We start from the raw sequence: 13,891 nt of genomic DNA on the forward strand, positions 1-13,891 counted from the left end.
CTCCTTGCTCGCGGCATCGTGGCGCTGACCCTGGCAGAGCTTTCTTGCCCAATCCGCCGCCGCCCGTCCGCCTCAATCATCCGGTGGCACGACCAGGGTTTGGCGCGATGTGCCGGACAACCTCGCCGTTGTGAAGTCAAAGAACGAGCCACCTACATTTTTGAACGAGGCGCCGCCCTTAGTCCCGAAGAAGTCGGCACCGATCTCGGCGTCGCAGCCCGCATGAAGCCGCCACGAACATATCAGGCGGATGATTTCACCACCGGAGAGCGTGAGTGTTGCAGCCGCAAAATCTTCGACCTGGTCGCTGTCCCCAAGCCGATCTCCGCCCGCTCTCAGTTCGCTGGTGACGGTCGTGACTGACGGGGAATCGAGGCACCATAAAGCCAGATCGACGAGATGAACCCGCGTATGACGATAGCGCCCGCCGCCAGAAGACGCGTGTTGAACGGTCATACCGGCGCCGCACGCGCCCGCGAGCTTGCCGGTACCCTCCTGGAACTTCCGGAAAATCCAGCTTTTGAGCGTAGCTCAGCGTGAAGGAGAGTATCAATGCAGCAAGGAAATCGTCGCAGAAAAGGCAGGACTGTTCTGGTGCAGGAGGTGCCGGCTTCGTCAGATCTCATCTCTGTGATGCCCTTCTCGCACGGGGCGATTGGATCATTTGCGTCGACAGTTATATTACCGGCTGTAGGGATGATGTCTGGCCATTGACGAACCATCCGCGTTTCCGGCTGGTAGAGAAGGACGTTTGCGAGTTTGTGGAAATCGATGAGCCCGTAGACCAGATTTACAATCTGGCCTGTGCGGCATCTCCACCGCAATATCAGGCGGACCCAATCCATACGATGATGACCTGCGTTGCGGGCACGGGCAACCTGCTTGCGCTCGCTGAGCGGCATGGAGCCTCCTTCCTATGGCGATCCGCCGAACATCCGCAGCGGGAGGATTATCGCGGCAATGTCAGCTGCATAGGACCGCGCGCCTGCTATGACGAAGGAAAGCGTGCTGCCGAGGCTCTTTGCTTCGAAATGCTGCGCGCCGGTCGAGTGGATGCGCGGGTCGCTCGCATTTTCAACACCTGCGGGCCACGTATGCAGGCCGATGATGGACGGATCGTCTCCAACCTGGTCGTGCAGGCTCTTTCAGGAAAATCCCTTACGATATACGGAAGCGGCACGCAGACCCGGTCATTTTGCTACGTCAGCGACCTGGTGAGGGGCCTCATGGCCCTAATGGACGTCAGGCCCAATCCAGGAATGCCCGTCAATCTCGGAAACCCGGGTGAGTTCTCCATCAACGCGCTCGCCGAGATGATTCGTACGATGGTGCCTGCCCCCGCGGCGCTAGTCTACAAGCCGCTGCCGAAGGATGATCCCCAGCGCCGTAGACCTGATATTTCCCGGGCGATAGGGCTTCTAAACTGGCAGCCGGCAGTGCCGCTTGCAGAAGGGCTCGGATATACGATCGAGTGGTTTGCCAACAGTCTCGGCGAGCTTCCGCGACCGCGGACAGTAGCACCCAATCGCCTTCACAGCACGGCTGCTTCGCAACCGGCCCCCGCAGGCAGCTAATCGGAAAGCGCGATAGTAAGCCTCGCTTTGAAACGTCGCGTGGCCGAACTAGGTCCTTGGTTCCAGAACATGCGGCTTGGAGAAATCCAAACCGCGCCGGATCATTTTCTCGGCGACTATCCCGCATTCAAATGCAATGGTTTCAAACACGTCGTGCCGGAAGATCTGGGCGGACGCAGTGTTCTCGATGTCGGCTGCAATGCCGGCTTCTATGCTCTCGAGATGAAATGGCGCAATGCGGGGCGGGTGCTCGGCATTGATTCCGATCCACGTTATCTCGCGCAGGCACGTTTTGCCGCCGCATATTTCGGCCTCGACGTCGAATTCGAGCGGATGTCGGTCTACGACGTGCCGAAGCTGGGCGAAACGTTCGATTACGTGATCTTTATGGGCGTATTCTACCAAGAGGGGCTGAACCTCATGACGTGAATAGCTTTTCGGCGCAACGGATCGCCGGAGGATGGTGCGGGCTTGCGGCCCGAGTTCGGCCTGGGGGTTGAGACCATTGCTTTCGTCCCGATGTAGAGGCGCGACGTGCCTTCGCAGACGAGTTTGATGCGTCCCCGGATATCAACGGCTGGCGCTCAAGACCACCTTCCATAGGAGGCGAATTTTCTCTAGGCGGGGCCGTGTGCGCTCAGCTGTGGGCTTTGCTATACCGTTTCGGAAATCCGCAAGTGCCTGCGCCTCCAGCCTGGTACGGCGCGTCGCCGCGCCCGAGGCGGGCAGTCTGGTCATGTGGTCTACGAGCCTCCAGCCGCCGTCATGCTCCTCAATTTCGTACTTGGTCATCAATGGACTCTCGCTTTACCACTTTCAGATTAACGCATACCGGATTCGCCTCACAAGAATTTTTAAAGACGATGAACGTCAAGTTAGATGCTTTCCTGCCAAGGGAGGTGATTGCGGGCTTCAAGGTGTCAGACCGGACCCAGCAGGAAAAATGCACGCTGCGGCTTGAAGATAGCGTCAGCGCAGAATGGCCAGAGGCGGCCAGATGGGGTTAAACTTGCCCACCGAAAACAACTGAGCAAGCAGCTACGGACCAATGGTAAAGGGCATCATGGAAGCTTGCGAGCGGCCGCGATGTGCGTGTTGAACGCACAAAGTGGAAACCGGTTCTGCTTCAAGTTCTGGGGCCGATTGGCTCCGGCCTTCGGCAGTCGCTACAGATATCGATACCTTGTGGCAATCGCCTGGGCGGTGAGCACGACAGCTATGCTGGAAACTTTGGGCCATCTGGTCTTCGAGGCTACGAGTGCGGAAGAGGCTCTTTCAGTCCTTGAACAGGAAGACGTCGATGTGCTGATGACGGACCATGGACTCCCCGGTATTTCCGGCGCCGGCCTCGCTGTAGCGTGTAGCGAATCAGCGCCGACAACCGGAGCTGGGGATTGTGTTCTCTTCGGGGATTATCGGCATTCCGCAGGTTGATGGTCACCAGTGATCTCTGACGCTGTACTTCTCGGCAAACCTTACCACGAAGGCGGCCTGGCGACGTCTCTGGCACGGTTTCGAAAGAAGTAGTCGCTACCTAGCGGGGCCGGAGGAGCTCTCTCGAAGGCTTTCAGCCGGTTCGCTGCTGGTCCGGCGCGAGCACCTGCCTCGCGTGAGCGCGTTCGGAAACAAGATAGACCAGCTCGCGGTAGTCGTATGGCTTGGGCAAGAAGAATACGCCAGGGTCCATCTGCGAGCGGACATCGCGGCCCGATGCGACCCATACGCTCGTCTCGGGTCGAGTGGATCTCACCAGCCTCATCAGGTCAAGTCCACTCAATCCGCCCGGCATGTCGACATCGGTAATCATAGCGTCCAGATGATCGCATTTCCCCAGCACAGCGATGGCTTCCAATGCGCTGGCGGCCTCGATGACGGTATGACCCGCATCCACGAGTTCATCCGACAAGAGAAAGCGGATTAACGGCTCGTCTTCGACGACCAGAATAACGGCCATAAGTTCGATCCCTACTAACTGTGATCGCCTAACGCGGCTCGACGCGGGAGTGTTGCCCTCGTTTTAGGATCCGCTTACATGTTTAATAAAATCTGAAACAGGGCTATTGTTTGGAAGCTGCAGTCGTCCGTAATGGCGTCCTTAAGGGCGATATTTGCAGAAAACCGACAACACGGAGATGCTAGGTAAGCTAAGCACCGCAGCCGTTTAGAGCTTGATAAAGCCGGAAGGCTGGTTCTGAACATTGCACATGGCATCCTCGTTTTCAGACGAGCATCGACTTCAGATAAGCCGGGCCCTTCTCCTTGAAGCCCGTGCCGACGAAGATCAATCGTCGCCGCGACGGGCCGCAAGCATCAGGCTGCCGATGCCCTTCGTCGACTGGAATGAACTGGATGACGCCCAGCCCGTTATCGCTGGAGGATTGTTTGCACATGAGGAGACGGAACGCGATGGCCGAAAGGCGGGATTTCGACGCAAGCGAATTCGCCGACCACCTTACTGCGATGACGGATGATGAGTTATTCAGACTCATGCAGGATCTCGAAAAGGAAAGCGATGACGTCGCGATCGAGGCACGCGAGACGAGCGACGCGTTCGCAAAGATCGTGCTTGTCGAAACCGCGATCGAGGATCGCTTTCCCGGCCAGTTGCTTGCACCCTATAAAAGAATGGCTGCAGCGACGAACGGCGGTTTGAGAGAATACCTTGACGAGGCCGCGCGAAATTTTTTCTGTTGCGGCTCTTGAATCCGAAATTCTCAAAAACCAAATCGATTCCCGCCAGCCGCTAGACAAGGGCTGGCCTTGCTGGAGGCGCTGTCTTTCGGCGCTTCCGTACCATGTTGCTTCAAGGAGGATATGGCTATGGCAACATCTTACGACTATGCACCTCTCTACCGTTCGAGCGTCGGGTTCGACCGGGTCTTCAATCTTCTCGAAAACGCCCAGCGCGCCCGCTCGATCAGCGACTGGCCGCCCTATGACATCATCAAGACGGGCGATGACAGCTATCGGATTTCGATTGCGGTGGCGGGTTTTACCCAAAACGATCTCGACGTCACCTTCCAATCCAATCTTCTGACCGTCACAGGCAAGAAGCAGGAATCAGCAAATGAAGGCTACCTGCATCGCGGCATCGCCGGCCGGCCGTTCGAACATCGGTTCGAACTTGCCGACCACGTCAGGGTGAGTGGGGCGGACCTCAGCAATGGTCTTCTTTCGATCGACCTCGTTCGCGAGATCCCAGAGGAACTGAAGCCGCGGAAAATCTCTATCCAGAGCGCTCCCGCACTAAATTCCGCTGCTCCCGTGCAGATCGAAGCGCAGAAGGCGGCTTGACCGCGTCGTTGGCAGAATAGGGGCGCCGTCGCAACGGCGCCCATCAACATTCCGGGTTAGGAAGGAGAGAGCGATGAAACCCGATATGTTCAGACACCCTGTTTCCATTTTTGTCGGCCTAGGCTTTCCAGCAGAGGTTCGAAGCGCGATGGACGCCTACCGGCATCTCGTCGAATGGCCGACTTCACTTAGAGACGCGGCGCACTCGGTCGCACTGCAGGCATGCAGAGCCGCATTGCGCGGTGAGATCGAAGCAGAGACCGCGCGGGGCCTGTTTGCCGCCTTTGCCGAGAAACACGATCTTCTCGCACCGGAAAGCAATGTGATCGCAGCGTCTCGTCTGCGAGGCGACAGGGATCCACACGTTCGTTGAGGTAGTCTGATGATGCGCAACATTCTGCAGCAGGCCGCCGGCAATGCGATGGCGCTGGGGCCCGCGGTGCTTGTTCAGGGCATGCAGCTCAAGCGCCCGATCGACGTGGTGAGAGAGCCATCCCTTTCCGTCGATGATAAGCGCACGATCTTGGCGGCCTGGGCATCGGACTATTACGCGGTCGAGTCAAAACCCGCCCTCCGTCAGGTGCCAGGTACGCTGGAGCCAGTTTCGATCGATGAGGTGCAGTCTGCCCTCAAAGAACTCGACCGGCGATACGGCATCTGATGAAATGCGGGTCAGCCGAACTGCTTGGTGGAACTGGCGTGTTGAGGGATTGCGCGCGGCGGCCATGACTGGACGCCTTGTGGCTTCCCGTCGGCACGGCAATCCTTGATGGAGGCGGTTGTTCTCGACGAGAAGGGCCGGTCGGATTTCGGCCTGCTGCAACAGTCGCTCGGCGGCCGGGGCGGCAGGAAGAGCTCAAGCGACGCAATTTTCATGGCCTTCGATCTGCTCTATTTCGACGGCCGCTATCTCAGGAGGGCAGACCTCGACGTGCGCCGGCATCATCTACTCGAGGATCTTGTTCCGGCCGGCGAGCAGGGTGATCTCTGAGGAGATCGAAGCCGGTGGCGGTCAGCTGCTGGCAAGCCCCTGCGACCATGGCCTTGAAGGCGTCATCGCCAAGCGTAGGAGTGCGCCCTATCGATCCGGCCGGCTCGGCGATTGGGTGAAGATCAAATGGGTCCAGAGTGAAAGCTTTGTGATCGTCGGCTACGAGCGATCGACCGCTGCGCGTGCCGGGATTGGTCGGCTTCTGCTCACCGCGCGCAAGCGAACGAAGGTGGTGTATGTGGGCGGAGTTGAGACCGGCTTCAGCGAGCGGACCGCTCATGAGCTTCGTGACAAGCTCGACGGCCTCAATATTCGTAAAGCCAAAGCTCATCGCTTGCGAAGGTCCGCGGCATTACTGCCCCCTGTACGCGCCCCGCTGTGCACCAACAGTCGCCGTCTAATGATGCTCCTGCCTAGCAAACCTTTTGTCAATTTTGACGTTGTCGGACAAGGAGAAGGTCGACGGAGTAACCTATGACAACATTCTTTTTTTCGATAAAAGATGACGATGGCAATTCCACGTCGACAACGGTCTGGAGTTCGTCGATCTGGCCGCGGCGCTTGGCTATGCCCACCATGTCCTTTCGGAGATGGCGGTGGACGGTATCCCAAACTCGCCCGAGGAAGAAAAGTCAGTCGCGATCGAGGGTCCGGATCGGCAGCCAGTGGCGGTGATGTCCATTCGGATGATACTGAATATCATCCAGCCATCGGCGCCCGAGGGAATGTCGTCTGGCTGCAGCCGACGTTGATCGCGAGAGCAAATACCCAGCCTGGGAGGGGCTGCGCGCGGCTCGAGGCAGCGGCGGTTTATGAAAACGATCAGGTTCGAGACCAGAGGAAGAATGGAGAATGCCAGAAACGCGATGGCCTGCCGAGCTTTACCTGCCTGATCCTTCGAACCTGCCAACTGGCCACTGAACCACCATGATGGCTCCAGGTTCGAGAAGAGTTTAGTGCCGGGCGAAGACAAAGTGTCCTCAGGTCTTATTGGCCCTGATACAACAACACTTTGGGCGCGAGGGAACCGTTCAGCATCGGCATGTGCGAGATCGACCCCGGACAATACTCCTGACCTCTCAGATACGGCTGAAGTTCACGTCGAGCGGAAGCCTTCAACCAGCACAATCACCCCCCTCCCTATTCGTCCATATCTTCCCCACCGGCGACGACACGATTCTTTTTCATGAGGACCTCGAGTGTGACCGGGCGAAGTTCTTGCCCATCGACCCCGACGTCGTATTGGCGAGGGAGAGGCTTCAATCTACCATGGGAGTGGCCGTGTAGGTTGATCGACTTCTTGCTCATCTGGTTCCAAGTCCGAAAAGCGTAATGGCACAGAACGAGATGATGTCCGTCGTGCCGGAGTTCGGCGTAATGCTGCACGCTATCCCATCCCGGTGAATCCGTGGTCGTCGGCGGGTCGTTGTTGCCCACAATCAGATGCTTCCGACCGTTAAGCCTCGCAAGCAGCTCGGTGCACTCGCCACCGCTTGCCGACATGAAGTCTCCCAGATGCCAGACCTCGTCGTCATTGCCGACGGTCTGGTTCCAGTTCCAGATCAAGGCGTCGTCGTGTTCGACTATGTTGGCGAACGGGCGTTTGTCGAGGCGCAGGACGCGCGAGTCTCCGAAATGCGTATCGCCGGTGAAGTGGATCATTTGCAGTAACTGGGGCTTGGTGTTCGAACGTCGATTCCTGGATGTTCCACGAAGAGGACAGCCGGGGGGTAAGATAAGTGTCAATCCGAAAGCTGGCTTGCGTCTTATTTAGCTCCAAGACTTCGCAGACAAGATGGTCGTCAAGGATGAACATTTAGACGTCTACGACGCGATCGTCGAGGAAAGTGGAACGTCAAACCGCCAATGATCGCCATCTCGATCCTGCTGAGGTCGATCGGGAGCCAAGGCCGGGATCCATCAAGCCATTCCCGGACACCCACCTTCATGGCAACAAAAAGGGCCGGGGCGAAACCGCACCGACCTTTCCGACATCGCTCTCAACACCAGTGCCAGTACATCCGTGGTCAAAAGTGAAAAAGCGACTTCGGCAGTCGCGAACGCTCTCGTGGAACACTCACCAGCAACGCTTAACCCTAAATAGTCGGATACTGATTTCAAGGCTCGTTAAGCCGCGCGGCCTCGAGATTCGACTTTTTGAAGTCGGGATCGCCCAGAACCATCGGCAGGATTAGCGAAGCAGCCCGTCGCAGCCGAACTCCTCCGTTGACCTTTGAAACAAGACTGGTAGCGACGGTTACAGAAGGTCGATCTCCGGCTTGCCCTTGAGCCGACTGCAAATGAAAGCACTCAACACTCGATGAGATTCAAGCCGATTGGAGAAGTTGGCCTTCCGTTCCTTCGTCCCGCGGTTCCCCCAAGGGCATGCTGGTCGACGTCGATTGTGTGCAGCATCGTCCTGCACGGGCGGCAAAGCACGCTGACCGCTCATCTCGCGGCTCACATCTTTTTCTGGTAGGCGGTGTCCAAATAGCCGTGAGACGTGTGTCACGCCGATTTCACGTGCTTTCCAAGCATTGACTAAATATCTTTTCGATTTCGCCAGGGCGATTGGCGCTTTGTGTTTTGATCGCTTTTCTGACGGCGCCAGACGTCGAGGTGGCAAGGAGTTCACGTGACGATCAAACAATCTGCCCCCGGGATAGCGGCGGTCGGAATGTTGATCTTGGCATCTCGCAGTGCAGGGAGAGCGTAACATGCAATTTCTGGTCCATTCAAAGACGATCGCCGAACTAGAATACGACGGCAAGACCCGCCACTTACGGGTGGTCTACAAAGACGGGCGAGTTCGGTCCGTTCCCGATATCGCTCCCACGCTCGTATTGAAAATCGTCGCGCAGGTCCCCGTTGAGCGATCTCCCTACCTCATGCGAACCGCGATCTGAGGTTCGGCGAGTGGCACGGGCATTTTCAATCTTCGTGTCAACGGTCAGGATGGCGGGCTGGCTTGCCGAGGTGGGGCACCTACCGTCCAAATTTGATCCGCCGCGCTTGAGATGATCCAACCGCGGTCGTCTCATCGCGCCGGCGCGAAAGCGGTCAAGCTGGAACTGGGTCAGAGCGCAGACCTGCACGGATATGCGCGAGACGGTCGTGGCCGCCGCAAAAGCGACGGGACAGGCGCACGGTTACAATGCACTTAGCTTTCGCGAGCTGGCAAAAGAAGTGGGGATCAAGATGGCCAGCGTGCACTACCATTTTCCGACCAAGGGCGATCTTGCCGCCGCATTGGCGCGTCGCTTACCGAGGAAGGTCGGCGTTTCTGGCAGAGCTACTGGGGAGCTCCGAGGAGGCGACCTGGTGCATGGACAGATACACCGAAATCTTTCGCGCGGCCCTGGCCAACGACAATCGCATGTGCCTGTGTGGCATTATGAGCGCCGAATTCGACGACCTTCCCATGGAGGTTCGAACCGAGGTTGCTAAGTTCGCTGCGATGAACGTCGGCCGGCTGACCAAGGTCCTCTTACGGGCAAGACCTTCGGCGAGCGATCAGGATCTGCAGGAGCACGCGATGGCGATCTTCGCAGCCATCGAGGGGGCCCAGCTGGTGGCGCGCGGCTGCCGGGACATCGGCGTCTATGACCGGTCGATCAGAGCCTACCGAACGACAGGTCTCATCCCTTGACGGTTGACAGCACCACGCGGTTCCATTGCGTGGCGGCCTAGGCCGTCAAGTGCCAGATCATGAGGTCGGTGAGGATGATTGTCGTCCTCGGCATGTCACGTGCCCACTTTGCCACGAGATGGCATGGCGTCGGCGCGCATGCGCCGACGTTGTGGCTGTAGCGAATTCGTGCCCTGGCTGATCCGCTGTTAATTCGATTGGCGATCACCGCCCTGCGGACCCGCCTTCAGTGCATCGACCTTGGTTACGACACGCTCCTTAACGGCATCGTGGGCATCTGAGGCGATCGAAGCGGCCTCTTCGTAGACCTCCGTTGCCACCTCCTTGCCTTGGTCGACAGCGTCCAGCACTTGCGCACCGAGCTTGTCTGTAGTGGCATCGGAAATCTCGCCGAGCAACTCGTCCTCAGTCTCGGTGTGCGGCAACGCTGCGCCGATAGCGGCTCCGACGGCGAAAGCCAGAGCGCCCCCAACCAGCGGCTGATCGCGGAACTGCGTGAGGATCATCCCGTTGAGCTTGCTGGTTTGCTCTTGAAGACTTGTCGCCGCTGACGACGATTGGGTAGACAGCGAGCTCGCGGCCGCTGACGCACGGGCACTCATCCCGCTTGCGGCGCTCTTTGCCTGCTCCCATGTCTCCGCCGCCCAGCCAGTTGCCGCGTCGAACATTGTACCCGTTTCGTCGGTGATCTGATCGACCTGTCTGCCGGCGGCATCTGCAAACCCCCGATAAGTCTTGCCTGCTTCATCGATGAAGTGACCGGCACGGTGTCCGCTTTCATCCGTCAGCGCCTTAAGCCTGTTGCCAGAACTGTCTGCGAAGTGACTGTAGCGGGTTCCGTTTTCGGTCTCCGGGGGGCCAATACGGCGGACCGGGCCGTTCGCCGGATAAAGCGGATATTCGGGTTCGGCCAAATGGTCGGCAGGCGGGCTTGCGGGGTTTCCTTTGGCCATGAGCCACGCAAGGCTCACGCCCATCAATGCGACAGGCAGTGGATTTGCCTTCAGTGCCTGGCCGAGGTTGCTGACATACTCTCCCCCGCCGCTGCCCTTTGCGTAGGCAAGGACCTCATCGACCAACTGGCCTGGCGACATCCTTTCCTGAATGGCGTCGATGCGATCTCCGATGCGCTGGCGATCCTGATCGATCTCCCGTTGAAGATCGGCGGATGTTTTTTCGTTTGAAGTTTCCATCAGATCTTTTCCTTCACAACGTCGACGTCGCGGCGAAGCGAGGTCGCGGTTCGATCCAGTTTTATGTTGCTTCTACGAAGGGCAGTGAGGCCACGAGAGACCATCGCCCACGCGATGAGAGCGATGACCACGCCGACGGCAAGGGAGGCGAGCGCATCAGCGCTTGTTTCGGTGAAACCTTGAGTGACGAGGAAGGCAGCAACCCCGGCAACCAGGGCGCTCAGCAGGACGCCCATAGCGCCCACCGCAAGCACAAGCCCGAACATAACCACTTCTACGCCGTTGAGCGCTTGCGAGAACTTTTCAGACACCTCGGTCTTCGCAAGATCGATTTCCTTGCGCAACAGTCCGGTGACATCAGCCACGAGACCGCCAATCAACTCAGAGAGAGGAACGCTGTCGGGAGATTTAGCCATTGTAGCCTCCCGTTGCAGATGACTTCGTGGGGGTCGCCGGGGATGCCCGGGTCGTTGCTTGCGTTGGCGATCGCTTGGCGGAAGCTGTCAAAAACCTGCTCGCGGTCAATCCCGCAAGTGCTGCAATCCCAAGGAATGCTAGGGGCTGCTTGCGGCCGAATTCTTCAGCCATCACCGCGATTTCGCCGATGTCTTTATCTTTCATCTGCGTGGCGAAGCTTTGGACGCTTCGCCCGATCTGCTTGGCATAGCGTCCGACCTCCGGTTGGTCGGATGCTTCCAGTTCAGCGCCAACCTTCTCAAGCGCCGTTGCCACGCCGCCAACCTGGCGGGCAGCGAAGTTCGCTTGATCGGAAACCACCTCTTTGACCTTCTCGACAGCGGTATCGGCGCCTTCTTTTATGGTGTCCGTGGCGGCGGTCACGTCGTCAGCCAACTTCTCCTTCAATCCCGCGAGTGACGTGGAAGGTTGCGTTGACGACGTCGCATCCTCAGATTGCAGTGATGTTGCGGATGACGGCCTTGGCCTGCCATCGATCTCTGTGAACTCATTTGACACTGAAGCCTCCCATGACTGAACAAACGGCATCTGCCGCACCCACGAACCTCGCGTGGCCGGCTTTGTTCCCACCTTCGCCTCTCCGGGGCGATTTTCCGCCTCACCTTAGCCGCCCGCGGCATTGCTGGTTTTGTTTCGTGATCGCGCGGATTTGGCATTTGAGGTCGTGGTCGAGATCCTCGTGGGGCCGTTTCGGCTCGGGTTCACGTTCGAGAACGGTTGCGTTCGTCGCCGGCACTCCTGACATGGCAAGATAGGCGCCACTCAGCATCACGACGATGCCAATCACATCCATTGCAGTGATCTGTTCGGCGAAGACTGCGGCGCCAAGCGCGACAGCGATCACTGGTGACACGAAGGCATAGCTGCCTGCGCGAGATGCGCCGATGTCCCGCAGCAGGCGCATGAAGGTCGTGTAGCCGATCAGCGAGCCGAAGATCACCAGGAAGAACCAGCCGAGCCAGGCGACTGTGCCCCAATCGCCGGAGAGGGCGGCGACTGCCCCCGGTTCGAAAGCCAGGGCTGCAATCAGCAGCAAGATGCCTCCGACCAAGGTCGTCACACCTGAAACGAACAAGGCCGGATAGGTTCGCAGAAGTGGACGGGCCAGAACCGAGCCGTAGCCATAGGTGAAGGCCGCTGATGCAACCGCCAATCCGCCCCATAGGCTCGCGCCTGGAAAGGCTTCAGCAGCGGGCAGATTTCCATTGGCGGCGGCCGGCCAGAACAGGACGACCAGCCCGCAGACCCCCAGAGCGATCGCAAGGATGCGACGGCCATCCAACGTCTCTTCGTTGAGGAGGAGCGCAAACACCAGGAGCGCGATAGGGGTAAGCGACATTTCCAGAACGGCGGCAGTCCCGGAATCGATATATTGCATGCCCCAGAACAGCGGGCCGTAGCAGAGCGTGATCATCAGGATGCTGACGACGGTGAAGCGAAAGCCGTCTTGCACCTTGAAGCTCGTAGTCTCGCCTTTGGCCAGTGTATAGAGAAGAAGCAAAATACCGGCCGCGGTGAAACGGGTGCCGGCAAATAGGAGAGGCGGAACGGCCTCGATGCCCGCCTTCGTTCCGATCCAGGTGCTCCCCCAGATCATGCACAGCATCAGAAAGCGCAGCTGATTTTTGTTGACGTCGGCGAGCATGAGGGCTCCGATCATTGTAACGAGTAATATTTAGTTATCTCGTTACAACCCGCTCTTGTTCAAATCGTTCCGCAGAACGATATTCACATGATGGACATGCAAAAGAAGATCGATGATATCAGCCTTCTTGGCGGTCACCCGGCACTCGACTTCGTCAACACAGTCGATAGTCGCGGTGGACGTTGGGGGCCGGATTTCCTGAATAGCTACGATGACCTGGTGGCCTGGGCCTGTCGTCTCGACGTGATCGACGACAAGGAACGCGACGTCTTGCTGGTCACGGCTAACAGTTCGGGGCCGGACGCCGAAAAAGAACTCGGCCAAGCAAAGGACCTGCGGGAGGCCCTATACCGACTGTTCTTGTCCGAGTTTGGTGAAAGCCAAATTGGTCCGAATGATCTCGAGCTAGTTGCCGACATGGCTAGACGTGGCCTATCCCAACAAACATTGGGCCAGGTTGGAGGCACCATCGAGTGGCGTCGCTCGGAGGCCAAAGGCTTGGATGCGATCAGCAACCGTATCGCCGTGTTGGCTGCCCAGTTGCTGACGTCGCGAGCCGAACGCCGTCCTGTGCGCGCGTGCCAAGGTCGAAATTGCGGCTGGCTTTTCCTCGACCAGTCTCGCGGCGGTCACAGGCGGTGGTGCTCGGACAAAACCTGTGGATCAAATGCCAGAGTGCGCAAGTTCCGGCTTAGGTCCTCTTAACGCGGATAGCACAACGCCGCACATCGCGCACTTGTCGTGCGCAAAGTAAGCCGCGTCGGTGCCACGACGCGCGGTCGCTTCCGGCGCATCGAGCCCGTTTACTGAGCGATGCGGCGCGGACGGTCCAGCACTATCGGCTTCCGAGCGCTGAGCGATACGGATCGTGAGGTGCCGTTGTTTCATGGCGACGCTCTTTGAAGGTAAGCGGGTGCTGATCGTCGAGGATGTATTTTCTGGTGTCAATCGGCTTGGTAACGGGACCCCTTATCGGCTCCCAAAAGTGACCCCTGCCTCTGGTTGCATAGGGTCAGCGCGCGTAGGCCCGGAGCTTTTCATTTAGCGCAGGGGCCTGCGGGCGCGGGT

16 protein-coding genes and 3 pseudogenes are annotated in these 13,891 nt (G+C 58.5%); 12 read left to right on the forward strand and 7 right to left on the reverse strand.

The genetic code is table 11. The features are described from left to right. Positions 1-72: 72 nt before the first annotated feature. Positions 73-456, reverse strand: a complete 384-nt coding sequence (locus tag K6N12_RS30185) for a Gfo/Idh/MocA family protein (RefSeq protein WP_425517732.1) — start codon at positions 454-456, stop codon at positions 73-75. Between the two features lie 96 nt (positions 457-552). Here K6N12_RS30185 and K6N12_RS30190 point away from each other — a divergent pair. Both K6N12_RS30190 and K6N12_RS30195 read left to right on the forward strand, forming a co-directional pair. After that, a pseudogene (locus K6N12_RS30190) lies at positions 553-1,574 on the forward strand (NAD-dependent epimerase/dehydratase family protein). 69 nt (positions 1,575-1,643) lie between these two features. Beyond that, positions 1,644-1,976, forward strand: a pseudogene (locus K6N12_RS30195) (methyltransferase domain-containing protein); the annotation flags it as partial. A gap of 1,165 nt (positions 1,977-3,141) precedes the next feature. On the opposite strand, the gene K6N12_RS30200 reads toward K6N12_RS30195, so the two are convergent. After that, positions 3,142-3,528: a response regulator gene (locus K6N12_RS30200; protein WP_131711671.1), complete on the reverse strand. Its 387-nt coding sequence runs from the start codon at positions 3,526-3,528 to the stop codon at positions 3,142-3,144. A 452-nt stretch (positions 3,529-3,980) separates the two neighbouring features. Between K6N12_RS30200 and K6N12_RS30205 the strand changes: the two genes are divergently transcribed. From K6N12_RS30205 to K6N12_RS35085, 7 genes are all read left to right on the forward strand, one after another. Next, on the forward strand, positions 3,981-4,277 hold the full coding sequence (locus K6N12_RS30205; RefSeq protein WP_246645688.1) for a hypothetical protein: 297 nt from the start codon (positions 3,981-3,983) through the stop codon (positions 4,275-4,277). A gap of 117 nt (positions 4,278-4,394) precedes the next feature. Next, complete coding sequence (locus tag K6N12_RS30210; RefSeq protein WP_097629577.1) at positions 4,395-4,868, forward strand: Hsp20 family protein; 474 nt, start codon at positions 4,395-4,397, stop codon at positions 4,866-4,868. Between the two features lie 73 nt (positions 4,869-4,941). Beyond that, positions 4,942-5,241 carry a DUF982 domain-containing protein gene (locus K6N12_RS30215; protein WP_097629576.1) on the forward strand — a complete coding sequence of 100 codons (300 nt, stop codon included), beginning with the start codon at positions 4,942-4,944 and terminating at the stop codon, positions 5,239-5,241. A gap of 9 nt (positions 5,242-5,250) precedes the next feature. Next, entirely contained in the window at positions 5,251-5,529 is a 279-nt protein-coding gene (locus K6N12_RS30220; protein ID WP_097629575.1) for a hypothetical protein, read from the forward strand. Positions 5,530-5,637: 108 nt separating this feature from the next. Next, a complete protein-coding gene (locus K6N12_RS35075; protein WP_425517733.1) occupies positions 5,638-5,859 on the forward strand; it encodes a DNA ligase-like domain-containing protein in 222 nt (73 codons plus the stop codon). Continuing rightward, positions 5,849-6,337 carry an ATP dependent DNA ligase gene (locus K6N12_RS35080; RefSeq protein WP_425517734.1) on the forward strand — a complete coding sequence of 163 codons (489 nt, stop codon included), beginning with the start codon at positions 5,849-5,851 and terminating at the stop codon, positions 6,335-6,337. The genes K6N12_RS35075 and K6N12_RS35080 overlap by 11 nt, the downstream gene beginning before the upstream one ends. A gap of 70 nt (positions 6,338-6,407) precedes the next feature. Continuing rightward, on the forward strand, positions 6,408-6,611 hold the full coding sequence (locus tag K6N12_RS35085; protein ID WP_425517737.1) for a hypothetical protein: 204 nt from the start codon (positions 6,408-6,410) through the stop codon (positions 6,609-6,611). A 388-nt stretch (positions 6,612-6,999) separates the two neighbouring features. Here K6N12_RS35085 and K6N12_RS30230 read toward each other — a convergent pair whose 3' ends face one another. Next, positions 7,000-7,521: a hydrolase gene (locus K6N12_RS30230; RefSeq protein WP_131711672.1), complete on the reverse strand. Its 522-nt coding sequence runs from the start codon at positions 7,519-7,521 to the stop codon at positions 7,000-7,002. A 1,055-nt stretch (positions 7,522-8,576) separates the two neighbouring features. On the opposite strand from K6N12_RS30230, the gene K6N12_RS30235 reads away from it, so the two are divergent. Continuing rightward, positions 8,577-8,765: a hypothetical protein gene (locus K6N12_RS30235; protein WP_131711674.1), complete on the forward strand. Its 189-nt coding sequence runs from the start codon at positions 8,577-8,579 to the stop codon at positions 8,763-8,765. 193 nt (positions 8,766-8,958) lie between these two features. Further along, positions 8,959-9,508 (forward strand): annotated as a pseudogene (locus K6N12_RS30240) (TetR/AcrR family transcriptional regulator). 188 nt (positions 9,509-9,696) lie between these two features. On the opposite strand, the gene K6N12_RS30245 reads toward K6N12_RS30240, so the two are convergent. From K6N12_RS30245 to K6N12_RS30260, 4 genes are all read right to left on the reverse strand, one after another. Next, the gene (locus tag K6N12_RS30245; protein WP_131711675.1) at positions 9,697-10,701 is read right to left on the reverse strand and encodes a DUF3618 domain-containing protein; all 1,005 of its coding nucleotides are present in this window, start codon (positions 10,699-10,701) and stop codon (positions 9,697-9,699) included. Further along, positions 10,701-11,117 carry a phage holin family protein gene (locus K6N12_RS30250; RefSeq protein ID WP_131711676.1) on the reverse strand — a complete coding sequence of 139 codons (417 nt, stop codon included), beginning with the start codon at positions 11,115-11,117 and terminating at the stop codon, positions 10,701-10,703. Before K6N12_RS30250 ends, K6N12_RS30245 begins: the two co-directional genes overlap by 1 nt. Then, entirely contained in the window at positions 11,110-11,676 is a 567-nt protein-coding gene (locus K6N12_RS30255) for a nutrient deprivation-induced protein (protein ID WP_131711677.1), read from the reverse strand. Before K6N12_RS30255 ends, K6N12_RS30250 begins: the two co-directional genes overlap by 8 nt. A 100-nt stretch (positions 11,677-11,776) precedes the next feature. Next, positions 11,777-12,823 (reverse strand): DMT family transporter, encoded by a 1,047-nt coding sequence (locus K6N12_RS30260; RefSeq protein ID WP_222149077.1) that lies wholly within the window; start codon positions 12,821-12,823, stop codon positions 11,777-11,779. An 87-nt stretch (positions 12,824-12,910) separates the two neighbouring features. On the opposite strand from K6N12_RS30260, the gene K6N12_RS30265 reads away from it, so the two are divergent. Then, positions 12,911-13,528: a CGNR zinc finger domain-containing protein gene (locus K6N12_RS30265; protein WP_246645698.1), complete on the forward strand. Its 618-nt coding sequence runs from the start codon at positions 12,911-12,913 to the stop codon at positions 13,526-13,528. The last annotated feature ends 363 nt before the right edge of the window (positions 13,529-13,891 follow it).

The sequence above is a fragment of the Rhizobium redzepovicii genome, assembly GCF_019793435.1.
GTDB lineage: Bacteria > Pseudomonadota > Alphaproteobacteria > Rhizobiales > Rhizobiaceae > Rhizobium > Rhizobium redzepovicii.